Source organism: Pseudomonas sp. WS 5410, from assembly GCF_012985645.1.
Taxonomy (GTDB): Bacteria; Pseudomonadota; Gammaproteobacteria; order Pseudomonadales; family Pseudomonadaceae; genus Aquipseudomonas; species Aquipseudomonas shahriarae.
The window spans coordinates 237,563-260,295 of the sequence record NZ_JAAQWS010000003.1; the positions used below are offsets into that span (position 1 = coordinate 237,563).

21 protein-coding genes and 1 pseudogene are annotated in these 22,733 nt (G+C 60.8%); 13 read left to right on the plus strand and 9 right to left on the minus strand.

What is annotated here, in order from left to right:
* Positions 1–17 precede the first annotated feature (17 nt).
* From HBO24_RS06880 to HBO24_RS06890, 3 genes are read left to right on the plus strand one after another with little or no spacing between them, the layout of a single operon-like run.
* The gene (locus HBO24_RS06880; RefSeq protein WP_115129342.1) at positions 18–1,826 is read left to right on the plus strand and encodes an ATP-binding protein; all 1,809 of its coding nucleotides are present in this window, start codon (positions 18–20) and stop codon (positions 1,824–1,826) included.
* Positions 1,823–3,205 carry a sigma-54 dependent transcriptional regulator gene (locus HBO24_RS06885; protein ID WP_057958009.1) on the plus strand — a complete coding sequence of 461 codons (1,383 nt, stop codon included), beginning with the start codon at positions 1,823–1,825 and terminating at the stop codon, positions 3,203–3,205. Before HBO24_RS06880 ends, HBO24_RS06885 begins: the two co-directional genes overlap by 4 nt.
* A 26-nt stretch (positions 3,206–3,231) precedes the next feature.
* Positions 3,232–3,687, plus strand: coding sequence for a thioesterase domain-containing protein (locus HBO24_RS06890; RefSeq protein WP_057958008.1), 456 nt, complete (start codon positions 3,232–3,234; stop codon positions 3,685–3,687).
* 81 nt (positions 3,688–3,768) lie between these two features.
* On the opposite strand, the gene cysQ is transcribed toward HBO24_RS06890, so the two are convergent.
* Both cysQ and nudE read right to left on the minus strand, forming a co-directional pair.
* Positions 3,769–4,605, minus strand: a complete 837-nt coding sequence (gene cysQ, locus HBO24_RS06895; RefSeq protein ID WP_057958007.1) for a 3'(2'),5'-bisphosphate nucleotidase CysQ — start codon at positions 4,603–4,605, stop codon at positions 3,769–3,771.
* Positions 4,602–5,168 carry an ADP compounds hydrolase NudE gene (gene nudE / locus HBO24_RS06900; protein WP_057958006.1) on the minus strand — a complete coding sequence of 189 codons (567 nt, stop codon included), beginning with the start codon at positions 5,166–5,168 and terminating at the stop codon, positions 4,602–4,604. The genes cysQ and nudE overlap by 4 nt, the downstream gene beginning before the upstream one ends.
* 91 nt (positions 5,169–5,259) lie before the next feature.
* On the opposite strand from nudE, the gene yrfG reads away from it, so the two are divergent.
* Positions 5,260–5,922: a GMP/IMP nucleotidase gene (gene yrfG / locus HBO24_RS06905; RefSeq protein WP_057958005.1), complete on the plus strand. Its 663-nt coding sequence runs from the start codon at positions 5,260–5,262 to the stop codon at positions 5,920–5,922.
* Positions 5,923–6,049: 127 nt separating this feature from the next.
* On the opposite strand, the gene lysM is transcribed toward yrfG, so the two are convergent.
* Positions 6,050–6,490, minus strand: a complete 441-nt coding sequence (lysM, locus tag HBO24_RS06910) for a peptidoglycan-binding protein LysM (protein ID WP_057437074.1) — start codon at positions 6,488–6,490, stop codon at positions 6,050–6,052.
* Between the two features lie 133 nt (positions 6,491–6,623).
* On the opposite strand from lysM, the gene HBO24_RS06915 reads away from it, so the two are divergent.
* From HBO24_RS06915 to HBO24_RS06930, 4 genes are all read left to right on the plus strand, one after another.
* Positions 6,624–7,493 carry a LysR family transcriptional regulator gene (locus HBO24_RS06915; protein WP_057444600.1) on the plus strand — a complete coding sequence of 290 codons (870 nt, stop codon included), beginning with the start codon at positions 6,624–6,626 and terminating at the stop codon, positions 7,491–7,493.
* Between the two features lie 115 nt (positions 7,494–7,608).
* Complete coding sequence (fdhD, locus tag HBO24_RS06920) at positions 7,609–8,448, plus strand: formate dehydrogenase accessory sulfurtransferase FdhD (protein ID WP_170059471.1); 840 nt, start codon at positions 7,609–7,611, stop codon at positions 8,446–8,448.
* Positions 8,445–10,793: an FdhF/YdeP family oxidoreductase gene (locus HBO24_RS06925; protein ID WP_170059472.1), complete on the plus strand. Its 2,349-nt coding sequence runs from the start codon at positions 8,445–8,447 to the stop codon at positions 10,791–10,793. Before fdhD ends, HBO24_RS06925 begins: the two co-directional genes overlap by 4 nt.
* A 222-nt stretch (positions 10,794–11,015) precedes the next feature.
* Positions 11,016–11,495, plus strand: coding sequence for a glycine zipper domain-containing protein (locus HBO24_RS06930; protein WP_057437072.1), 480 nt, complete (start codon positions 11,016–11,018; stop codon positions 11,493–11,495).
* A 134-nt stretch (positions 11,496–11,629) separates the two neighbouring features.
* Here HBO24_RS06930 and HBO24_RS06935 read toward each other — a convergent pair whose 3' ends face one another.
* The 3 genes and pseudogenes from HBO24_RS06935 to HBO24_RS06945 form a co-directional block, all read right to left on the minus strand.
* A complete protein-coding gene (locus tag HBO24_RS06935) occupies positions 11,630–12,061 on the minus strand; it encodes a thioesterase family protein (RefSeq protein ID WP_057437070.1) in 432 nt (143 codons plus the stop codon).
* Between the two features lie 23 nt (positions 12,062–12,084).
* Positions 12,085–14,024 (minus strand): annotated as a pseudogene (locus HBO24_RS06940) (RecQ family ATP-dependent DNA helicase).
* A 273-nt stretch (positions 14,025–14,297) separates the two neighbouring features.
* Entirely contained in the window at positions 14,298–15,473 is a 1,176-nt protein-coding gene (locus tag HBO24_RS06945; RefSeq protein WP_057437068.1) for a tetratricopeptide repeat protein, read from the minus strand.
* A 292-nt stretch (positions 15,474–15,765) separates the two neighbouring features.
* Here HBO24_RS06945 and HBO24_RS06950 point away from each other — a divergent pair, with 292 nt between their 5' ends.
* Both HBO24_RS06950 and HBO24_RS29485 read left to right on the plus strand, forming a co-directional pair.
* On the plus strand, positions 15,766–16,248 hold the full coding sequence (locus tag HBO24_RS06950) for a hypothetical protein (RefSeq protein WP_170059473.1): 483 nt from the start codon (positions 15,766–15,768) through the stop codon (positions 16,246–16,248).
* Between the two features lie 4 nt (positions 16,249–16,252).
* Positions 16,253–16,888: a DUF1493 family protein gene (locus HBO24_RS29485; protein WP_233092020.1), complete on the plus strand. Its 636-nt coding sequence runs from the start codon at positions 16,253–16,255 to the stop codon at positions 16,886–16,888.
* 115 nt (positions 16,889–17,003) lie between these two features.
* Here HBO24_RS29485 and HBO24_RS06960 read toward each other — a convergent pair whose 3' ends face one another.
* Complete coding sequence (locus tag HBO24_RS06960; RefSeq protein ID WP_057437065.1) at positions 17,004–18,545, minus strand: phosphoenolpyruvate carboxykinase; 1,542 nt, start codon at positions 18,543–18,545, stop codon at positions 17,004–17,006.
* A 179-nt stretch (positions 18,546–18,724) separates the two neighbouring features.
* Positions 18,725–19,627, minus strand: a complete 903-nt coding sequence (gene hslO, locus HBO24_RS06965; RefSeq protein WP_057437064.1) for an Hsp33 family molecular chaperone HslO — start codon at positions 19,625–19,627, stop codon at positions 18,725–18,727.
* Between the two features lie 126 nt (positions 19,628–19,753).
* Here hslO and HBO24_RS06970 point away from each other — a divergent pair, with 126 nt between their 5' ends.
* Positions 19,754–20,554, plus strand: coding sequence for a phosphatase PAP2 family protein (locus tag HBO24_RS06970; RefSeq protein ID WP_170059474.1), 801 nt, complete (start codon positions 19,754–19,756; stop codon positions 20,552–20,554).
* 41 nt (positions 20,555–20,595) lie between these two features.
* Here HBO24_RS06970 and HBO24_RS06975 read toward each other — a convergent pair whose 3' ends face one another.
* Positions 20,596–21,003, minus strand: a complete 408-nt coding sequence (locus HBO24_RS06975; protein ID WP_057437060.1) for a S4 domain-containing protein — start codon at positions 21,001–21,003, stop codon at positions 20,596–20,598.
* A 315-nt stretch (positions 21,004–21,318) separates the two neighbouring features.
* Between HBO24_RS06975 and HBO24_RS06980 the strand changes: the two genes are divergently transcribed.
* Together HBO24_RS06980 and rimK are read left to right on the plus strand one after the other, a co-directional pair.
* On the plus strand, positions 21,319–21,768 hold the full coding sequence (locus HBO24_RS06980; protein WP_169960036.1) for an ATP-dependent zinc protease: 450 nt from the start codon (positions 21,319–21,321) through the stop codon (positions 21,766–21,768).
* Entirely contained in the window at positions 21,765–22,670 is a 906-nt protein-coding gene (gene rimK, locus HBO24_RS06985; RefSeq protein ID WP_057957998.1) for a 30S ribosomal protein S6--L-glutamate ligase, read from the plus strand. Before HBO24_RS06980 ends, rimK begins: the two co-directional genes overlap by 4 nt.
* Positions 22,671–22,733 lie beyond the last annotated feature (63 nt).

Below are 22,733 nucleotides of genomic sequence, written 5' to 3' on the forward strand. Positions count from 1 at the left end.
CACAGGCGCAGACTTACATGACTCCACCCCTTCCACGAAGACCCCGCTGGCGCAGCCTGGCGTTGCTGGCGTTATGCCTGGCACCGCTGCTGTGGCCGCTGGAGCATCTGGCCGAACGTTACTACCGCAGCGAGCTGGCCGGGCAGAACCGCCAGACCCTCGACCTGTACGTCGCCAACCTGCTGGGCACCCTGCACCGCTACGAAGTGCTGCCGCAAATTCTCGGCGAATTGCCGGCCTTGCGTACCGCCCTGGAAGCGCCTCACGTCAGCACCAACCTGGTCGCCGCCAACCAGTTGCTCAAGGAGGTGTCAGCCCAGGCGGGCGTGGAAGTGATGTACCTGATGGACACCCGTGGCAAGACCCTGGCCGCCTCGAACTGGGACAAACAGGACAGCTTCGTCGGCCGCAACTTTTCCTTTCGCCCTTATTTTAGTGAGGCCATGGCCGGGCGCCTGGGGCGTTTCTTCGGCCTGGGCACCACCTCGGCCAAGCGCGGGTACTTCTTCGCCGCTGCGGTGCGCGAAGACGAACATGTGATTGGCGTGCTGGTGGTCAAGGTCGACCTGGACCACACCGAGAGCCTCTGGGGGCAGACCCCCGAGCAGCTGCTGGTCACCGACCACAACGGCGTGGTGATCCTGACCTCACGCCCACAATGGCGTTTTCGCGCGACCCGGCCACTGACCGAGGCCGAGCACCAGGCGATCGTCGCGATCCAGCCCTACCCGACCCGCGACCCACAGCCCCTGACTTTCAGCTCCAATGCCTGGCTGCGCCAATCCACCGAAATCGCCGAAACCGGCTGGAAGGTGGAGATTCTTGCGCCGCGCACCCTGATCGACCGCCCTGTGCGCACGGTGGTTGCCGTCGGCGGCGCGACCTTACTGGTGCTGATGCTGCTGCTCGGCCTGATGATGCAGCGCCGTCGCCACTACCTGGAACGCATCGCCTTTGAAGCCAAGGCCCGGCGCGAGCTGGAAATGCGCGTGGCCGAACGCACCAGCGACCTCGAAGGCCTCAACCGTCGCCTGCGCCAGGAAGTGCTGGAGCGCGAAAATGCCCAGCAGGAATTGGTGCGCGCCCAGGATGACCTGGTGCAGGCCGGCAAACTGTCGGCGCTGGGCACCATGTCGGCGAGTATCAGCCATGAACTCAACCAGCCCCTGGCGGCCATTCGCAGCTACGCGGAAAACGCTGAGATTCTCCTCGATCACCAGCGCACCGACGACGCGCGGGGTAACCTCAAACTGATCAGCGAACTGACCGGGCGCATGGCCTCGATCATCGCCCACTTGCGCGCCTTTGCCCGCCGCGACCGGCATGCCCCGGAAAGCGTGGCCCTGCAACCGGCCCTGGACGATGCGCTGGCATTGCTGGCCAAACGCCGGCGGGCCATGGAAGTGGAGCTGATCCGCGACTTGCCAGAAGCCTCCCTGTGGGTGGAGGCCGGGGAAACCCGCCTGCGCCAGGTGCTGGGCAACCTGCTGGCCAATGCCCTGGATGCGTTGACCGAAAAGGGTCCGCCGCGCAAATTGTGGCTGAGTGCCGAATCCACCGAGCAGGGCGTCAACCTGTACATCCGCGACAACGGGCCGGGGTTCTGCATGGAAGCCCTGGGTCGCGCCGGCGAGCCCTTCTACACCACCAAGACCCGCACCCAGGGCCTGGGGTTGGGCCTGGCCATTTGTGACACCCTGATGCGTGCCTTTGGTGGTGAACTGCTGTTCGCCAACCACAAGGAAGGCGGCGCACTGATAACCTTGAAACTGCGCGCCGGAGCACCCGGCGTCAGTCTGCAACCGTCCGAGGACCGCAGTGTATGACTATCGAAAACCAGATTCAGGTGGTGTTGATCGACGATGATCCGCACCTGCGTCAGGCCCTGTGTCAGACCCTGGACCTGGCCGGGCTGAAAGTCCTGCCCCTTGGCGAGGCCACCGGCCTCACGGCGCGCCTGTCGCGGGATTGGCCAGGGGTGGTGGTCAGCGATATCCGCATGCCCGGCATGGACGGCCTGGAGCTGCTCACCGAACTCCACAGCCTCGACCCGGAGTTGCCAGTGCTGCTGATCACCGGCCACGGCGATGTGCCACTGGCGGTGCAAGCAATGCGCGCCGGCGCCTATGACTTCCTCGAAAAACCCTTCGCCAGCGACGCCCTGCTCGACAGCGTGCGCCGCGCCTTGTCGCTGCGCCGGCTGGTGCTGGACAACCGCAGCCTGCGCCTGGCCCTGAGTGACCGCCAGCAATTGAGCACGCGCCTGGTCGGCCAGTCGGCGCCGATGCTGCGCCTGCGCGAGCAGATTGGCGCGCTGGCGGCGACCCGCGCCGACGTGCTGATCCTCGGCGAAACCGGTGCCGGCAAAGAAGTGGTGGCGCGCGCCCTGCACGACCTGTCGAACCGCCGCACCGGGCCCTTCGTCGCCATCAACGCAGGTGCCCTGGCCGAGTCCGTGGTCGAAAGCGAGCTGTTCGGCCATGAGCCGGGGGCGTTTACCGGTGCGCAGAAACGGCGCATCGGCAAGTTCGAATTTGCCAACGGCGGCACGTTGTTCCTCGATGAAATCGAGAGCATGAGCCTGGATGTGCAGGTCAAGTTGTTGCGTCTGCTACAGGAGCGGGTGGTCGAGCGCCTGGGGGGCAATCAGCAGATCCCGCTGGATATCCGCATCATCGCCGCGACCAAGGAAGACCTGCGCCAGTCCGCCGACCAGGGGCGCTTTCGCGCAGACTTGTACTACCGCCTGAACGTCGCGCCGCTGCGCATTCCGCCGCTGCGCGAGCGGGGCGAAGATGCCCTGATGCTGTTCCAGCACTTCGCCGACGAGGCCAGCAGCCGCCACGGCCTACCGCTGCATGAGCTGCAGCCGGGCCAACGGGCAATGCTGTTGCGCCATAACTGGCCGGGCAACGTGCGCGAACTGCAAAACGTCGCCGAGCGCTTCGCCCTTGGCCTGGAACTGGCCCTGGACAACGCACCGGACGGCCCGGCGCCGGGTGTACCGATGTCGACGGGGGGCTTGAGCGAGCAAGTCGAGCACTTTGAAAAAGCCCTGATCGCGGCCGAACTCGGCCGCCCTCACAGCTCTGTGCGCAGCCTGGCCGAAGCCCTGGGCGTGCCGCGCAAAACCCTGCATGACAAGTTACGCAAGCACGGCCTGAACTTTGCCGACAGCGGCAACGCCCACGCTGACGACGATTGACCTTTTCCCCCTGCCAAGAGACTGCCATGAGCCGCGATAGCCGTTACCTGGAATCCATTCTGCACCATGACATCCCCCTGACCCGGGAGATGGGCCTCAAGGTGCTCGACTGGCAGGACCGGCAACTGCGCCTGCACTTACCGTTGCAAGCCAACATCAACCACAAGAGCACCATGTTCGGCGGCAGCCTGTATTGCGGCGCGGTCTTGGCGGGCTGGGGCTGGCTGCACCTGCAATTGCGCGAGGAAGGGATTGAAGACGGGCATATCGTGATTCAGGAAGGGCAGATCAGCTACCCATTGCCTGTCACCCAGGACGCCACGGCGATTTGCCAGGCCCCGGAGGACAAGGTGTGGAAGCGCTTTTTGGCGACGTACCGGCGCCATGGCCGGGCGCGGCTGGCGTTGCAGGCGTGGATCGTGAATGAGGGCAGTGAAGCGCGAGCGGTGGCGTTTACCGGGCAGTACGTGTTGCACCGCTAGGCAAGATCATCCAAGGCCTATCTGGGAGCGGGATTGTGTGGGAGCAGGCAAGCCCGCTCCCACATTTGATCTGCATTGCCTTCAAGAACGGGCCAGAGTCAGCAAACGCTCGCGCCAGGCGGCCTTGGCCGGCAAGGCCAGGAAGAACGGGTTCAACAGCGACTCGCGTGCGGGATAGCTGAACGGCTGGCCATTCAACTCCAGCACTTCGCCGCCAGCACCTTCCAGCACACCCTGGGCGGCGGCGGTGTCCCACTGCGACGTCGGCGCCAGGCGCGGATAGCAATCGGCGCTGCCTTCGGCCAGCAGGCAGAATTTCAAGGAGCTGCCGATATTGGCCAGCTTCAACTCCCCCAGCCCTTCACTCAACCCATCGAGCAAGCGCTCCTGTTCGGGGCTGGTGTGGCGACGGCTGGCAACCACGGTGAACGCCTCGCCTGCGGCCGGCTTCTGGCGCACCTGGATCGGCCGGGGTGCGGCATTCACGTCGGAGCGCCACGCCCCAAGCCCGGCGCCGCCGAAGTAGCAGCGGCCACTGGTGGGCATCGACACCACGCCAAACACCACCTGCCCCTGTTCGATCAAGGCGATGTTGACGGTAAATTCTTCGCTGCCGCTGATAAATTCCTTGGTGCCGTCCAGCGGGTCCACCAGCCACCAACGCTGCCAACCGGCACGCACGCTCTGGTCGATATCGGCATCTTCTTCCGACAGCACCGGGATGCTTGGGTCCAGCGCAGTGAGGCCGGCGAGAATCAGGTGATGGGCGGCCAGGTCGGCGGCGGTCACCGGCGAATCATCCGCCTTGGCCGTCACGGCTACATTGGCGCGCCAGTACGGCAGGATGACCTCGCCGGCCTGGCGGGCCAGTTCAATCACCGGGGCAATGTACGGGTGGCCGAGGAACAATTCGCTCATGGCTGGAAGGCTCCACGCTGGGTCAACAAGTCCCGCACCAGGTACAACGCGGCCAGGGCCCGGCCTTCGCTGAACTGCGGGTTCTGCGCCAGTTGTGCCAGCTCGCGCAGGTTGACCCGGTCCACGCGCATCGGCTCGGGCTCGTCGCCTTCCAGGCGCTCTTCGTACAGCTCGGTGGCCAGCACCACCTGGATTTTCTGGCTCATGTAGCCAGGGGACAGGGACAGTTCGGTCAGGTGCTCCAACTGCCGGGCGCCATAGCCCGCCTCTTCCTTGAGCTCGCGGTCTGCCGCCGCCAGCACGTCTTCGCCCGGCTCGATCAGGCCCTTGGGCAATGACAGTTCATACTCATCCGTGCCACCGCAGTATTCTTCCACCAGCAGCGCGTGGTCAGCGTCGATCATCGCCACGATCATCACCGCGCCATACCCTGCACCCCGGCCCACCAGGCGCTCGTAGGTCCGTTCAACGCCATTGGAAAAGCGCAGTTGCACTTCCTCCACGCGGAACAAACGGCTACTGGCGACAATTTCGCGGGCGAGGACGGTGGGTTTCTGGCGCATAGAGGGCTCCTTGGCGTGATCGGGTTACTATACCGTGGCTTTTCCGATTGTCTGTGTCGGATATATTTACTTACCTGCTTGAGAACCCACCATGCCGCCACTGCCCTGGTCCGATATCGACACCGTCCTGCTGGACATGGACGGCACCCTGCTTGACCTGCATTTCGACAACCACTTCTGGATGGAACACCTGCCCCGGCGCTATGCCGAACTGCACGGTGTGAGCCTTGCCCTGGCGGAGATGGAGTTGCAGCCGCTGTTCGAGCGTAACGCCGGCCAGTTGCAATGGTATTGCCTGGATTTCTGGAGCACCGAACTGAAGATCCCGGTGCGCGAACTCAAACTGGAAACCGCCCACTTGATCGCCCTGCGGCCGGACGCCGATACCTTTCTGGCGGCCATCAAGCAGGCCGGCAAGCGCGTGATCCTGATCACCAACGCCCACCGCGATTCGCTGTCGTTGAAGTTGGAACGCATTGAGTTGGCGCCGTATTTCGAGCGGTTGATCAGCTCTCACGACTATGGTTTTGCCAAGGAAAACCCGCAGTTCTGGGACGCCCTGCAAGCGGACATCGACTTCGACCCGGCGCGCAGCCTGTTTATCGACGACACCTTGCCGATTCTGCGCAGTGCGCGGGATTTTGGCGTGGGGCATTTGCTGGCGGTGAAAGAGCCGGACAGCCGCAAAGGGCCGAAGGATACGGCGGAGTTTGATGCAGTCGGGGATTACCGGGAATTGATCAGCGGGCTCTAAAACTAGATGTGAGGCCCCTGTGGGAGCGGGCTTGCCCGCGATAGCGGTGGGTCAGAGCTAGATCTGCTGACTGACACACCGCAATCGCGGGCAAGCCCGCTCCCACATTATTCAGTTGCTCCGGGTATTACTCAGGAATACGCAGCGTCTGCCCTGGGTAGATTTTGTCCGGGTGCGACAACATCGGCTTGTTGGCCTCGAAGATTTTGTTGTACAGGTTGGCATTGCCGTAGACCGACAGGGAAATCGCGCTGAGGGTGTCGCCCTTTTTCACCACGACAAAACGGGCAGCCGCAACAACAGGGCCCGACACAGTGATCTGGTCATCCACGGTCGCCACGCCGGCAATGTTGCCCAGCGCCAGCAGAATCTTCTCTTTCTCCTCCTGGGTGGCGACTTCACCGGTCACCGTCACCTTGTCGCCCTCCACGGTGGTCTGCACATTCGGGTTACCCAGGCCGACCTTGGCAACGTGATCCTTCAACTGCTCACTCGCGTTTGCATTACCCGGCGTCAACAGATCAACGATTTTCTCGCCGGCTTCTTTGATAAAGCTAAAAAGACTCATAGTGCGCTCTCCTTGGGATTGGGTTTCCAGATGCCAAAGACTAGACCAGTCTTACAGACCTTGGTTCCAGCCCGACCAATGACGCAAACGCGCTAGAATCCCTGCGCCATTGGAATAAGCCCCCGGAGCGAAGATGGACATCAAACAACTGAAATTCCTCATCGCCCTCGACGAAACCCGTCACTTCGGCCAGGCGGCCGCGCGCTGCCACATCACCCAGCCAACCCTGTCGATGCGCCTGCGCAGCCTGGAAGAAGAGCTGGAGCTGCCGCTGGTCAATCGCGGCCAGCGTTTCGAGGGTTTTACCGCCCCTGGCGAGCGGGTGCTGGCGTGGGCGCGTACGGTGCTGGCCGCCTATGACGGCCTGCAGGCCGAAGCGGCCGCCTGCCGGGGCAACCTGGTGGGGACATTGCGCCTGGGCGTGGTGCCGCTGTCGAGCTTTGATCCGCTGGCCTTGATGCAACAGTTGCACAGGCAGCACCCCAGCCTGCGCTTTGAGCTGTCGGCGTTGAGCTCCGAGCAGATCCTCGAACAACTGGCGAGCAATCGCCTGGACCTGGGGGTGTCCTACCTTGAACGCCTCGACAGCGAGCGCTTTGACTCCCTGGCCCTGGACGAAACCCGCATGGGCCTGTTGTACGACCAACGCTTTTTCAGCTTTGGCGAAAAGCCCCTGAGCTGGGAGGCGCTGATCGAGCTGCCCCTGGGCATGCTCACCAGCGGCATGCATTTTCGCCAGTCCATCGACCATAACTTCCACAGCCGCGGCCTGACGCCACACCCCTTGCTGCAAACCGATGCCGTCCATCAGTTGCTGCAGGCCGTGCATGGCGGCCTGTGTTGTGCGGTGATGCCCCTGGACGGCGGCCTCGACGCCCTGACCGAACACCTGCGCCTGCAACCTATCGAAAACGCGCAAACCCTGGCCAAGCTGGGGCTGATCATGCGGCGCAGCGCGCCACGTTCGGCGTTGGCCGAGGCGTGTTTCGCGCTTTATCAGTAATCGCTACCGGAGCATTGATCGACGTCATCTATCGGTAGATCAGTATTGGCGATTAGACGCGACCCTTTGTCGCGCCTAGTCTTCACTCTGAACACTTCGCCGGTGACTAGACTTGATGAACGCCCAGCGCCCAGCGTGCGCGGCGCCTGCCCTGACAACGCCCGCGCCTGCCGCCAGCCAGAGTTATCAATATTGCAGCCTCGACCACACGGAATCGGCCAGCACCGCGCTGGCCGAGGAAGTTGCGTTGGCGATTGCCTACAACGACATCAGCCAGGCCGTGATGCTGGTGACGCCCACCGATCTTGAAGACTTTATCGTCGGCTTCAGCCTGGGCAGCGGCATCATCAGCGACATCAGCGACATCTATGACCTGCAACTGAGCGGCGCAGGCTCGGCCCAATACGCCCAGGTGCAGATCTGCAGCCGCGCCTTCTGGAACCTCAAGCAACAGCGCCGGCAACTGGCCGGCACCAGCGGCTGCGGCCTGTGTGGCGTGGAAGCCGTGGAGCAGGCGTTGCCGGACCTGCAGGTTTTGCCGGGCGCACCGCTGCCGCCTGCCGCCTGGCTCGAGGGCTTGCGCCAGCGCATCAGCGCCTTCCAGCCGTTGGGCCAATACAGTGGCGCGGTGCATGCGGCGGTGTTCATGAATAACCAGGGCGAACTGCTGCTGGGCCGCGAAGATATCGGCCGGCATAACGCCCTCGACAAACTGATCGGCGCCCTGGTGCGCCAGCGCATCTCGACCGAAGGCGGCGTGGCGATTGTCACCAGCCGTTGCAGCCTCGAATTGATCCAGAAAGTCCTGCGCGCGGGCATCCAGACCCTGGTCAGCCTGTCGTCACCCACCGGCCTGGCCCTGCAATGGGCGCGCCGGCACAACCTCAATCTTATCCACCTGCCGCAAAAAAGCGCGCCGCGGGTCTACAGCCCTGCGATGGAGTACCAGCCATGAGCAATCATCACCAAGCCGACCAAACCCCGACCCCGCGCTACAAGCCCTACAAAGGCCCGGCGGGCGGCTGGGGCGCGCTGATCAGCGTGGCACAGGCGTGGCTGACCAGCGATAACGCGCTGAAAAACCTGCGCATGATGCTCAAGACCAACCAGAACGGTGGCTTCGACTGCCCGGGTTGCGCCTGGGGTGACTCGCCGGAAAGCGGCATGGTCAAGTTCTGCGAGAACGGCGCCAAGGCGGTCAACTGGGAAGCCACCAAGCGCCGGGTGGATGCGGCGTTCTTCGCCAAGCACAGCGTCAGCTCCCTGCTGGAGCAAAGCGATTACTGGCTCGAATACCAGGGCCGCCTGACCGAGCCGATGAGCTATGACGCCGAGACCGACCGCTACAAGCCAATCAGCTGGGAGTCGGCCTTCGACCTGATCGGCAAGCACCTGCAAGCCCTGCCAAGCCCGGACATGGCCGAGTTCTACACCTCGGGCCGCGCCAGCAATGAAGCGGCATACCTGTATCAGCTGTTCGTGCGCGCCTATGGCACCAACAACTTCCCGGACTGCTCGAACATGTGCCACGAAGCCAGCGGCGTAGCCCTGGCGCAAAGTGTGGGGGTCGGCAAAGGCACCGTGACGTTTGACGACTTCGAACACGCCGACGCGATTTTCGTCTGGGGCCAGAACCCCGGCACCAACCACCCACGCATGCTTGAACCGCTGCGCGAAGCAGTGAAACGCGGTGCCCAGGTGGTGTGTATCAACCCGCTCAAAGAGCGTGGCCTGGAACGCTTCCAGCACCCGCAACATCCACTGGAAATGCTCACCAACGGTGATAAACCGACCAACACCGCATATTTCCGTCCGGCGCTGGGGGGCGACATGGCCATCCTGCGCGGCATGGCCAAGTTCCTGCTGCTGTGGGAGCGCCAGGCCCAGGCCGAAGGCAAAGAGGCAGTGTTCGACCACGACTTCCTCAATGAACACACGGTCAATGTGCTGGATTACCTGGCCAAGATCGACGACACCTCCTGGGATGAAATCGTCGAACAGTCCGGCCTGAGCCTGGTGGAGATCGAGCAAGCGGCGCGCATGTACGCCAAAGGCAAGAACGTGATCATGTGCTGGGCGATGGGCATCACCCAGCATCGGCATTCGGTGCCGACCATCCAGGAAATCGCCAACCTGATGCTGCTGCGCGGCAACATCGGCCGCCCAGGTGCCGGCCTGTGCCCGGTGCGTGGCCATAGCAACGTGCAGGGCGATCGCACCATGGGCATCAACGAACGGCCGCCCGTGGCCTTCCTGGATGCCCTGGAGCGTCGCTTCCAGTTCAAGGTACCCCGTGACAACGGGCATAACGTGGTCGAAGCCATTCACGCCATGCTTGAGGGCCGCGCCAATGTGTTTATCGGCCTGGGCGGCAACTTCGCCCAAGCCACGCCTGACAGCCCCCGCACCTTCCAGGCCTTGAGCAACTGCGACCTGACCGTGCAGATCAGCACCAAGCTCAATCGCAGCCACTTGGCCCACGGTAAACAGGCTTTGATCCTGCCGTGCCTGGGTCGTACCGACATTGATATCCAGGCCGATGGCCCGCAAGCGGTGACGGTGGAAGACTCGTTCAGCATGGTGCACGCCTCCAACGGCCAATTGCAGCCGCTGTCGAAGCTGATGAAGTCGGAACCGGCCATTGTCGCCGGCATCGCCGCCGCCACCCTGGGCAGCAAACCGGTGGACTGGAACTGGCTGGTGGCCGACAACCGCCGCATCCGCGACTTGATCGCCGACACCATTCCCGGCTTCAAGGACTTCAATGAGCGCGTGCAGCACCCAGGCGGTTTCTACCTGGGCAACAGCGCAGGCGCCCGCCGCTGGAACACGCCGTCAGGTCGCGCCAACTTCCGCGCCAACATCCTGCCCAAGGACCTGGTGCATGAACGCACCCGCGCCACTGGCCAGTTACCCGACCTGATCATGCAATCCATGCGCTCCCATGATCAGTACAACACCACTATCTACGGCCTGGATGACCGCTATCGTGGGGTCAAGGGCCAGCGCGACGTGTTGTTTGTCAACGAAGCCGACATCATCCGCCTGGGCTTCAAGCCGGGGCAGAAGGCCGATATCGTGTCGATCTGGGACGATGGCCGTGAACGCCGGGTCAAGGGCTTTACCTTGCTGGCGTTCGATATTCCGGCGGGGCAGGCGGCGGCCTATTACCCGGAGGTCAACCCGCTGGTTCCGTTGGAAAGCACTGGGGATGGTAGCCATACGCCTACTTCCAAATTCGTGGCGATTCGCCTGGAAGCGGCCAGCGACAATGGTCTGATCATGGCCCGGACCGCCTGATCGTCTCCATGTCTGGGAACGATTTTACGGGCACAAAAAAGGCCGCTTTTGTATAAAAGCGGCCTTCCCGAAGTAGCTAAAGACCGGCAAAAACGACTTAAGTTCCCTAGATAAAACAGTAACTTAGCTAATTGTATACAACCTGCACCACTGGTCGGAATTCGATTGTAAGAATATTCCGACAACCTCAGGATCGCGCCGTCATCCCCTTGAGGTTCACCTATGAAGTTCTCCTCGATTCTCTTGTTGTCCCTTGGCCTGGTCAGTGGCGCAGCCATGGCCGGTGGCACCACCGAAGCCGGTGTAGGCGGCGCATTGGGCGGGGTTTTAGGTTCGGTCGTCGGCCAGCAGATCGGCGGCAATACCGGTTCGGCCATTGGTGCGGCCCTGGGCGGCGCCGGCGGTAGCGCAGTGGGCGCAGACAAACGCAGCCGTGGCGAAGCAGCCATTGGCGGCGCACTGGGCGCAGCAGGCGGCAACGTGGTCGGGCGCAGTGTCGGCGGTAGCACCGGCAGCCTGATCGGCGCGGCAGCCGGCGGTGGCGCGGGCGGCGCGCTGGGTAACTATATGGGCAATAAGAGCGATGACGACGACCGTCGCTATCGCGGGCGTGATAACCGCCGCTATGACCGTGATGATCATCGTGGCCGTGGGCATGCTTATGGCCATCGCAAGAACAAGCATCACTACCGTCACCGGTAAACACAGCAAACTCAATGTGGGAGCTGGCTTGCCTGCGCTAGCGCAATGCCAGCAACCAATAGGTGGCCTGACACTGCGCTAGCGCGGGCAAGCCCGGCTCCCACATTAGCTCTTCATTGTTTCGCAGGCCGCCGTCAGACCGCCAGGTGTTGCAGTGCTTCGCGCAGTACCTGTGGAATAGTCACCGGCTGGTTAGTCGCCCGATCCACAAACACATGCACAAACCGCCCCGCCGCACAGGCCTCATCTTCGCCGGCCTTGAACACCGCCAATTCGTACTGCACTGAACTGTTGCCCAATTTGCCCACCCGCAGGCCAATCTCGATACGGTCGGGGAAAGCAATCGAGGCGAAGTAGTCGCACGCCGAACTCACCACAAACCCCACCACTTCGCCGTCATGGATATCCAGCCCGCCCTGTTCAATCAGGTAAGTGTTCACTGCTGTGTCGAAGAAGCTGTAGTAGGTGACGTTATTCACATGGCCGTACACATCATTGTCGTGCCAGCGCGTAATGATCGGCTGGAAGTGACGGTAATCGGCACGCTGCGGCATTGAGTCAGGCATGGACAAGTCTCGTTGAAGTGAATTTACAGGTCGTTCAGATGGGCCTCGGCCCAATCCCGCACCTCGGCATACGGATACTCTTCCAGCACCGCAAACCCTGGAATCCCCCGGGCCTTGAGCTTGGTAAACAGTGGCACGCTGATCCCGCATAAAAACCGCGTCAAGCGCTCGGCCCCTGGCAAGCTGCCGGTGTGTTGATGATGCCTGTGGATAAAATCCCCGCACAGCCCCTGGAAGTTTTTATCCACAAGCGGTGCCAGGCCCGGTGGTGCCGGCAGATGGGCGACCTGGCCATGACAAACCGAGCAATGCCCACACTGGCGGGGGGCGGCGGCATCGCCAAAATACTCGGCCAACCGAAAGCCCAGGCAACGCTCACTGGCGAACAACGCCAACATCCCATGGATCCGCGCCACTTCCGTGGCTTCGTGCTGCTTGAAGCCTGTGTACAACTCGGCGCTCAAGGCCTGGGGTTCAAACCCGGTATCGAGCAGGCTATAGACCTCGGTCATCTGCTTGCTCTCCAGCTCGATCAGGCCCTGCTCCTGGAAATAATCCAGCGCCTTGACCCCACCCGGCCGCGTTCGGCCTGGTGCTGTTGATAAAGCGCATCAAAGTCCACGGTGGCCCAGCTCCTGGCCCGTTTGCACGCTTGGATAATCGCGGCGACAAACTGCTGCCGCTCACCGGAAAAACGCGCCAGCAATACCTCCGGCTCTACCAGGTACTTGAAGCGATACTCGGCATAAAACGCATAGCGCGGTGCAATCACCCCCTTGAGCTCCAACTGCACCAGCAAAGTCTTGAGCGGTAGCTCGCGGATATTGCTCAGTTCCGCTAACGAGCGCAGCAGAAACTCCCATTGCCCGTCATCACCGGCCGCCAGCAGTTCCTCCAGCACCAGGCGGATGCCTTCCTGCTCCGGCGTATCGCCGTACACAAAGTTCTCCAGCACATTGAGGCTGTCGCGGTTGGCCAGCACCAGGCACTCGGAAGGCTGGCCATCGCGACCGGCACGCCCGATTTCCTGGCTGTAGTTCTCGATGGATTTGGGCAGGTCGAAATGCACCACATTGCGGATGTCGCTCTTGTCGATGCCCATGCCGAAGGCAATGGTAGCGACGATGCAATTGGACTGGCCGCCCATGAACCGGCGCTGGATGCCTTCGCGCTTATCATGGGGTAAACCTGCGTGATAGGCCTCGGCCTGGATGCCATGGCGATTCAGGTGCTCGGCGATCTGCTCGGCAGTCTTCTGCAAGGTGACATAGACGATGCTCGGCTGGTTGGCCCGCTCGCCCATCCACTCCGCCAGGCGCCGGCGCTTGTCGGCGCCGCTGACCGGCTCCACCCACAGGTTGAGGTTGGGCCGGTAGAACCCCGTGGTGATCACGTCGGCGGGGGCGATGGCGAACTTGGCCTGCATGTCCGCAATGACCTTGGGCGTGGCGGTGGCCGTCAACAGCAGCGCCTGGGGAATGTTGAACTGGTGTTGGTAGTCGGGGAGTTTCAGGTAGTCCGGGCGGAAGTTGTGGCCCCACTCGGAAATACAGTGCGCCTCGTCCACCACCAGTAGCGAAATCGAAACGCTGTGCAAAAAGTTGCGAAAGCGCTCGTTCTTCAGGCGCTCTACGGAAATCATCAGGATCTTCAATTCGCCGGAGCGAGCGCGGGCCATTACGTCATTGGCCTGCTCACGGCTTTGTGTCGAATCAATGCTACCGGCCGAAATGCCATGGCGCTGCAAAAAGTCCAGTTGGTCCTGCATCAACGCCAACAACGGCGACACTACCAGTGTCAGGTGCGGCAGCAACACGGCTGAGAGCTGATAACAGAGGGATTTGCCGGAGCCGGTGGGAAAGATCGCCGCCGCCGAGCGGCCGGCCAGCACGGCGCTGACAGCCGCCTCCTGGCCTTGGCGAAACTGTGGATAACCAAAGACCTGCTGGAGGGTGTCGTGCATAAGCTGTCACTCCATTGACCGCTGAACAGGCCTAAAACATAGCCCGGGATTTTCAGCGAATCGAGAAAGGTCGCGTGGAAAAGAAAGACAGGATGATACACAGGCGGCGAGGGTGAAGCCGGTAGCAAACGGCAATCTATAAAACACCCCAAAACAAAAGTGGGAGCGGGCCTGCCCGCGATGGTGGTGCCCCAGTCGATACTGCTGTTGACTGTTACACCGCTATCGCGGGCAAGCCCGCTCCCACATTTTCAGATCTTTGCTACAGCTCAATCAGCGGTTTTGCACACGCTCAATGGCTTTGTCATACACCGGGTTGGCCTTCTGTTCCTTGGCCAACTGATAGTGGCGCAGCGCATCGGCAAACTGCCCGGCCGCTTCGTAGATCCGCGCAATGTTGTAGTAGGAACCGGCGCGCACGGTGGCCGCTGTCGGGCCACTGGCCAGGGCGATCGCCTTGCGGTTGGCCCAGATCGACTCGGCGGTGTTACCGGCTTTCTGATAGGCCAGGCCGAGGTTGCCGTAGGCTTTACCGAAGGAATTGTCCAGTTCGATAGCCTGACGGAAGTAGTCGATTGCCTGGTCCAGGTTACCGGCCTGGTAGGCCGCTTCGCCTTTGAGGTTCAGCTTCTTCGCATCGCCCTGTACCGCAGAACTGACCACCACCGCATCCACGGCAACGCTGTCGTTGAGCAGGGGTTTGACTTCGTTGAGCACATCCTTGGCTTCGACCAGCACGCCGGTGAAGGTATTGATGTCCTGGAAGTCGCCGCTGCCGGTCATGCGGAACACGGTCCACAGGTTACCGGTACGGTTGGTCGGCACGTAGTAGGTGCGGACCAGGGACTGGCCCATGTACACAAACACCTTGGCCTGGCTCTCGGACAGTGCAGTGGAGCCTGTATTGGTGCGGTTGGAGAAGTCATGCACGGCGTAGACGTAGCTTTCGCCGTAGTGTTTTTTCTGCAGGGTGATGGTTTCCGGGCCGTAGCTGTCGGTGTCATCCACATCCAGCTCGGCATCGGTGCCGGTCTTGCTGTTGAAGTAGATGTTGTTGCCGGGGAAGATCATGTGGGAGTCGAGGTCCGAAGGCGATTGCCCCCAGGTCAGCACTACACGCAGGCCGTCGAGGTTTTCCATCACCGGGCTGATGGCGTATGTCATGCCTTTGCACGGGCACTTCACCACCAGGTTGGAATAGCCGGGCTTCTTGATGATCAGCAGATTGTCGGCGCCATCGGCAACTTCGCTGGTGAGGGTGACCTGGCCCTGGGCGTTGGTGCGCCCCACCACGTTCTGTGCGCCGTTGCGTTGCAGCAAGACTTCAGCGTCGGCGATTTTCTGGTCCTTGACCACCGCACTGAGCACTTCAATTGGCAACTGCTCGGCCTGGACAGAAAACGCCACCGCACACAATGACATCGCCGAGGCGATACGAAGCAAACCCATGCTTAACTCCCTTTAAGTAGTGGGCGGAATTGCCCTACAAGATTTTGCGGTGAAACATACGCTGAATTCAGGGGTTTTGCCGGGATTTTATACAAAATGTGACGTGGTTTTTATCCCGCCTGCGCCAGGGTGCCCCACAGCCAAATTGCCAACATCAGAAGACTCTGTAGGAAATTGCTTGGTCGGGCACCATACGCTTCCCAAACTGCCTCAGGTGCCCACTCAACCCTCTACAGAATCGGCCGAGACTGACCGAAACTAGCGCCCTCGCAACCTTCTCGGCAAGAAATCCGTGAACCTTGAAAGGACTCAGTACATCGGCCATTACGGCATCACGTTCAGCGTGATTCGTTTCACTGTTTTCCCTGGCGATCGGCAGGGGCTATCCAGCCTGTATCTGCTAGAAGCAGGCATCTGCGCAAACCAGCTGCGCTATCAACTGATGGATCTCTACGAAAAAATGCTCGCACGTGATTTACCCTGCAAAATGGCCGTCGCGATTTGCAAGCCACTCACTCGGCGACAGGCCGACTTACTCAATGAGCGCGGGACTATTGTTGCAGGACTAATTAGTAGCGCCTTTTCCGCCCCCATAAGCCTGGTATCGCCTCTGGTTGGAGGCGCGGTGGGAGGCACTCTTGGCCTGATAATTAAGGGCGCTATTCGCAGTTACCACGCCGGCGATGTTGTTATCGGCCTAGACGCTCAGGTCAATGGCGGGATCGGCCCTCAGCGCTCATTGTCGGCCTTGGTTCGACAGTTTCAGGGCGGGTAATACGATGACCGAATACGCCCCCTGGATCACTCTCTCCATTCTCGTCGCCCTTACCGCTCTGCTCGACAAGAGAATCAAGTGCTCCATACTCAGAACATGGATTGGGTTCGCTCTCGTCGCTATCGGACCAACGCTTTTGTTCGGCGCAACCCGATGGATTAGAGAGTTACAATTAGACAGCCTTCCGATTCTGTCTTTTCTTATAGGCATCGGTTTGCTGCTCACTCGAAACAAATACCATCAGCAACACCTCCCCCCTCACCCACTCCTGCGTGCTCCCACCATGAACCTGGCCCCCCACTTCCCCGAAGACCCTGTCATGCAGCAGCTCCTGCAATTGCTGCACGAAGAAATCGGCCTGCCCAAGCACAAGACCCTCCGCCTTAAAACCTCGCTTAACTTCGACCTCGGCTGCGACGGCGCCGAAGCCAGGCAATTTATGGAGGCGCTGGAGCAGACATTCGATCTCGACCTGGGTGACTATGATGCTTATCGTTACTTCAACCCGCCGGTCTTCGATGTATTCCTCAAACACCGCGCCAAGGGCCGGGGCGAGAAAATGCCGCTCACCATCGGCATGCTCTACCTGGCGATCAAGACTCATAGCTGGGATACACAGACGCTGGAAAATCTGAGCTAAAGAACACTGAGTGGTTAATGTGGGCCTTTTTGCCGCCCTGCTCTACGATCATCGAGATTTCCACGCGCACAAAAAAGCCGCCCACTAGGGGCGGCTTTTTAACAGCTAGCGAATCTTACAACTTCGGACCCGCTGCCTTGATCGCGTCGCTCACTTCAAATTTCTTGAAGTTCTCGACGAACAGGCCGGCCAGGGCCTTCGCTGCTTCGTCGTAGGCAGCCTTGTCAGCCCAGGTGTTGCGTGGGTTCAACAGGCCGGTCTCAACGCCCGGTACGGCCAATGGCACGTCGAGGTTGATGGTGTCTAGGTGCTCGGTTTGCGCACCGATCAACGCGCCGCTCTGGATCGCTGCGATCACCGCACGGGTGGTCGGGATGTTGAAGCGTTTGCCGACGCCGTAGCCACCGCCGGTCCAACCGGTGTTGACCAGGTAGACCTTGGAGCCGAAGCCACGGATGCGCTTGATCAGCAGCTCTGCGTATTCGCCAGCCGGACGCGGGAAGAACGGTGCGCCGAAGCAGGTGGAGAAGGTCGACTTGATGCCGCTGCCCGAACCCATTTCAGTCGAGCCCACCAGTGCGGTGTAGCCGGACAGGAAGTGGTAGGCCGCTTGTTCTTCATTGAGGATCGACACCGGTGGCAGTACGCCAGTCAGGTCGCAGGTCAGGAAGATCACCGCGTTTGGCTCGCCGCCCAGGTTCTTCTCGGAACGCTTGGCAACGTGCTCCAGCGGGTACGCCGCGCGGCTGTTCTGGGTCAGGCTGACGTTGGTGTAGTCGGCGTGCTTGGCATCGTCGATCACCACGTTTTCCAGGACGGCGCCGTGCTTGATGGCTTTCCAGATGACCGGCTCGTTCTTCTCCGACAGGTCGATGCACTTGGCATAGCAACCGCCTTCGATGTTGAACACCACGCCTTCGCCCCAACCGTGTTCGTCGTCACCGATCAGGTAGCGGCTTTCGTCGGCGGACAGGGTGGTCTTGCCAGTGCCGGAAAGGCCGAAGAACAAGGTCACGTCGCCTTCTTCACCGATGTTGGCAGCGCAGTGCATTGGCAGCACGTCAGCGGCCGGCAGCAGGAAGTTCTGCACCGAGAACATGGCTTTTTTCATCTCGCCGGCGTAACGCATGCCAGCAATCAGGACTTTTTTCTGGGCGAAGTTGAGGATCACGCAACCATCGGAATTGGTGCCGTCACGCTCAGGCACACATTCAAAGTTGGCAACGTTGAGCACTTGCCACTCTTCACGCCCGGCCGGGTTGTACTGGGCCGGGTTGATGAACAGGCAACGACCGAACAGGTTCTGCCAGGCAGTCTGAGTGGTCATTTTCACGGCCAGGTAGTGTTCTTCGGCAGAACCTACATGCACGTGGGAAACGAAATGCTCTTGCGCGTTGTTGAAAGCCTCGACGCGAGCCCACAGGGCATCGAACTTGTCGGCCGGGAACTTGCGGTTGATCGGGCCCCAGGCAATAGCGGCCTGGGTGGATGGCTCTTCAACGATGAAACGGTCGACCGGCGAACGACCGGTACGGTGACCGGTTTCTACGACCAGCGCGCCAGTATCGGCAAGCACGCCTTCACCGCGCTGCAGGGCTTCTTTGACCAGATCGTCAACACTCAGATCGGTGTATACGGCGTTATTGGCTTGCGTCATGAGGTTCCCCGTCGGCCTATGGCCGAGTGCTCCAAACGTTTTGTAGTAGAAAGTTGCGCACTACTACCGCGAAAAAAGTGGGCCGGATTATGCCAGAAAAGCCCAAAAAAAGTAGGGCCCTCCCGTCAGAACACCTCTAATCCGGCGTTTGTCAGGTGATTTACCTGTGCTTAAACGTTTTAGTGGTGGGTACCAGAAGGGGTGTCAACGCCAGCGCCAGCGAACAATTGGGCGATATCGGCAGCGTCGAACAGGTAGCGCTGGTTACAGAACTGGCAGTCGATCTCGATTCTGCCACCGTGCTCCACCGCCAGGTTCTGCGCATCCTCAAGGCCCAGGCTCACCAGGGCATTGCCCGAGCGCTCGCGGGAGCAGCTGCAATGGAAACGCAGCGATTGCGCATCGAACAGGCGCACTTCCTCTTCATGGTACAGGCGGTGCAGGATGGTTTCGTTGTCCAGGCCCAGCAGCTCTTCAGCGGTCAGGGTACCGGCCAGGGCAGTGAGGCCGCGCCAGCTTTCCTCGCGCTCATCCTCGTCCTTGATACGGTCCGCCGGCAGCTGTTGCAACAGCAGGCCACGGGCGCGCTTGCCGTCCGCATTGAGCCAGAAGCGGGTGCCCACTTGCTGGGACATGACGAAATAGTTGGTGAAGCAGTCGGACAGGGTTTCCCCGTCCAGATCGACAATGCCCTGGTAACGCTGGCCAACGGTCGGGTCGATGGTCAACGCCAGCACGCCGTTGGGCATCAGGTCGGCCAGGGTCGCGTCCGCCGGGATCTGGTCTGCGTCATAACGTGCCAGGCCACGGATTTCCCGCTCACTGGAGCACTCGATCATCAGCATCGGCACCGGGCCTTCGGAGCGTGCCTGGAGGATCAGCAAGCCATCGAACTTCATGGTGCCCACCAGCAGCGATGCGGCGGCCATCAGTTCGCCAAGCAACTGCGCGACCGGCTCCGGATAGGGGTGCTTGGCAAGGACTTCGGCATAGCTGCGCTCCAGGGCAACCAGCTCGCCACGAGCGTCGTTGTCGTCAAAGAGGAAACGTTGGGTGAAGTCGGTATCCGGTAGATCAGTCATAGGTCTGGGTATCTGAATTGATGACAAAGTGATGACAATGTTTCTAAAATTATGCGCTTTAGCACCAATTTGGTGCGCTTTTCTTCTGATAGGTGAAGAGAGTTTAGAGCGAAGAGGAAACAGTTTATGAACAATCCGGGTTTGTTCCAAGCCAAGTGGAACCTCGGGCGATTGGCCATGTGCAATTTACTCGCTCTGGGGCTGCTGTGTTTTTGGCTATGGCCCGCAGGCCAGATGCTTTGCGTGATATTCGACGAATGGCTGTTTCATCTGCTCAACGACCCGCTGGCCAGTAACCCGACCTGGCTGCATATATGGGCGATCGCCAGCCTGCGGCCGTTTGATGCGGTGGTCGGGGTGATCCTGCTGATGCTGCTGATTCGCGGCGAATGGGTGTTCAAGGCGATTGAAGTGCGCCAGGCGTTTTTCGGTTTCCTCGCGATTCTGCTGTTACTGCTGTTTATCCGCATGCTGTTTTCCAAGCTCGCGGCGCAGATGGGCTGGCAGCACAATAGCCCGTCGATGGTGATCAGTGGAGCGATCCATATGAGCGACTATTTCCCGAACCTGGAAAAAACCTGGGAATTGAAAGACCGTTCCAGCCAGAGTTTCCCCGGTGATCATGCTTCAGTGTTGCTGATCTGGGGAATGTTCATGAGCGTGTTTGCCAAGCGGATCGGCCAGGTGGTGCTGATCTGGGGCCTGGCACTGCTGTTTATGATGCCGCGCCTGGTGGCAGGTGCACACTGGGGGCAGGACGACTACATCGGTGGCGTACTGCTGGCGCTGTTAGCGCTGGGTTGGGGTTATTACACACCGTTTGCGGCGAAGGTCTCGGCTTGGCTGCTACGCATAACCGAACCGCTATTCCGGCTGCTTCAACGGGTACCCGCGATCAATCGCCTGAGCGTGATCCGCAACGCCTGAGCCCAGGTGCAGGAGCCTGATCGGCTCCTGCACGTAACCCCTCAATCATCATTGCCGCTGCCGCGAAACTTGAACAGGTCGCGGCGCTGTTTCTTGCTCGGTTTGCCGTCGGTGCTCATACCCAAGGCTCCGGCCTTGCGCATGGCCGCCGCATTCTCGCGCTTGGCAATACTGGCGGGGGTCTCGGTGTACAGCGCCTGGGCTTCAGGCGCGCCTCGGCGGACGATGGAGAGTGCCTCCACCAACACGGTTTTCTCATCAAAGCCGATGCGAATCTGCAACTCGTCGCCAACACGCGGTTCCTTGCCCGGCTTGCAGCGCTCGCCTCGGCAGTGCACCTTGCCGCTCTCGATGGCGGCCTTGGCCAAGGCCCGGGTCTTGTAGAAACGTGCGGCCCACAGCCACTTGTCCAAACGGACTTTTTCGTCCTCTTCCTGCTTTTGAGCCACTTGAATTCCTCGCTCTGAAAAATGTCGCAACTTAACAGTCGAATCCCTTCGACGCACAAACGCCAAGGCTCACCTAAGATACGCCAGGTGTCAGGCAGTTTCCCTTCAGCCGTGGTTTTTTATGGTGTGAAGATATCTGTCGCCATTTGGTGAATATTCTGCGTGAATACCGCGAATTCGGCGCCAAGCGCTCGTCAACGGTCCTGGGTTGTCACAATCCGTGAGCTATTGGACGCTAGTGTCGTATGACGTAGAAACTTCCCTGATTGCCGGTTGTTCATATTGAAGACATTTGACCATTTGACCGTTGTCGGTCTGCGTGAATGGGTGGCGCTTCCCGATTTGGGTGTGGCGGGCCTGCGCGCAAAGATCGACACCGGCGCCAGTACCTCCAGCCTGCACGCCACCGAGATCGAGCCTTTTGAGCGTGACGGTGAAAAATGGCTGCGCTTTACGGCGCACCTGGGCAGCGTGGTGCAACTGCGTCACCGGCGCTGCGAAGCACCGCTGGTGGCCATGAAAACCATTAAAAGCTCCAACGGCCAGGCGCAGGTGCGCTATGTCATCAGCACCACCCTGGCCCTGGGTGATCGGGTATGGAGGGTGGAGTTCACCCTGGCTTGCCGCAAAACCATGCGTTACCGCCTGTTGCTAGGTTCCAAAGCCCTGATCGACGGCCAGTTAGTGGTCAACCCGGGGCTCAAGTACGTTCAAGACAAGCCGGTGTTCCCGGTCTCCACTATTGCTGCCACAGGTGTTGCATGAAGATCGCTGTGCTGTCGCGTAACCCGCGTCTGTATTCCACCCGCCGTCTGGTCGAGGCCGGCACCGAACGGGGCCATGAGATGGTGGTGATCGATACGTTGCGCGCCTATATGAACATTGCCAGTCATAAGCCGCAGATCCACTACCGGGGCAAACCACTGGAAGGCTTCGACGCGGTGATCCCGCGTATCGGGGCCTCGGTGACGTTCTACGGCTGCGCGGTCCTGCGCCAGTTTGAAATGATGGGGGTGTTTCCGCTCAACGAATCGGTGGCCATTGCCCGCTCCCGGGACAAGCTGCGCTCCCTGCAATTGCTGTCGCGCCGGGGCATCGGCTTGCCCGTGACTGGTTTTGCCCATTCCCCCGATGACATTCCCGACCTGATCGAGATGGTCAACGGTGCGCCATTGGTGATCAAGGTGCTGGAAGGCACCCAGGGCATTGGCGTGGTGCTGTGTGAAACCGCCACGGCGGCAGAGTCGGTGATCGAAGCGTTCATGGGCCTCAAGCAGAACATCATGGTCCAGGAATACATCAAGGAAGCCGGCGGGGCCGATATCCGTTGCTTCGTGGTGGGGGACAAGGTGATTGCCGCGATGAAGCGCCAGGCCAAGCCGGGGGAGTTTCGCTCCAACCTGCATCGGGGTGGCAGCGCCAGCCTGATCAAGATCACCCCGGAAGAACGCATGACCGCCCTGCGCGCAGCCAAGGTCATGGGCTTGAGTGTGGCGGGCGTGGATATCCTGCGCTCGAACCACGGGCCACTGGTGATGGAAGTCAACTCGTCACCAGGCCTGGAAGGAATTGAGACCACCACCAACAAGGATGTGGCGGGGATCATCATTCAGCATCTGGAGAAGAACAGCGGGCCGAATCTGACCCGGACCAAGGGCAAGGGCTGAAATACGCCCTTTAGGGCAGCACAAACCAGTGTGGCTGGCTTGCCTGCGATGACTGACTAACAT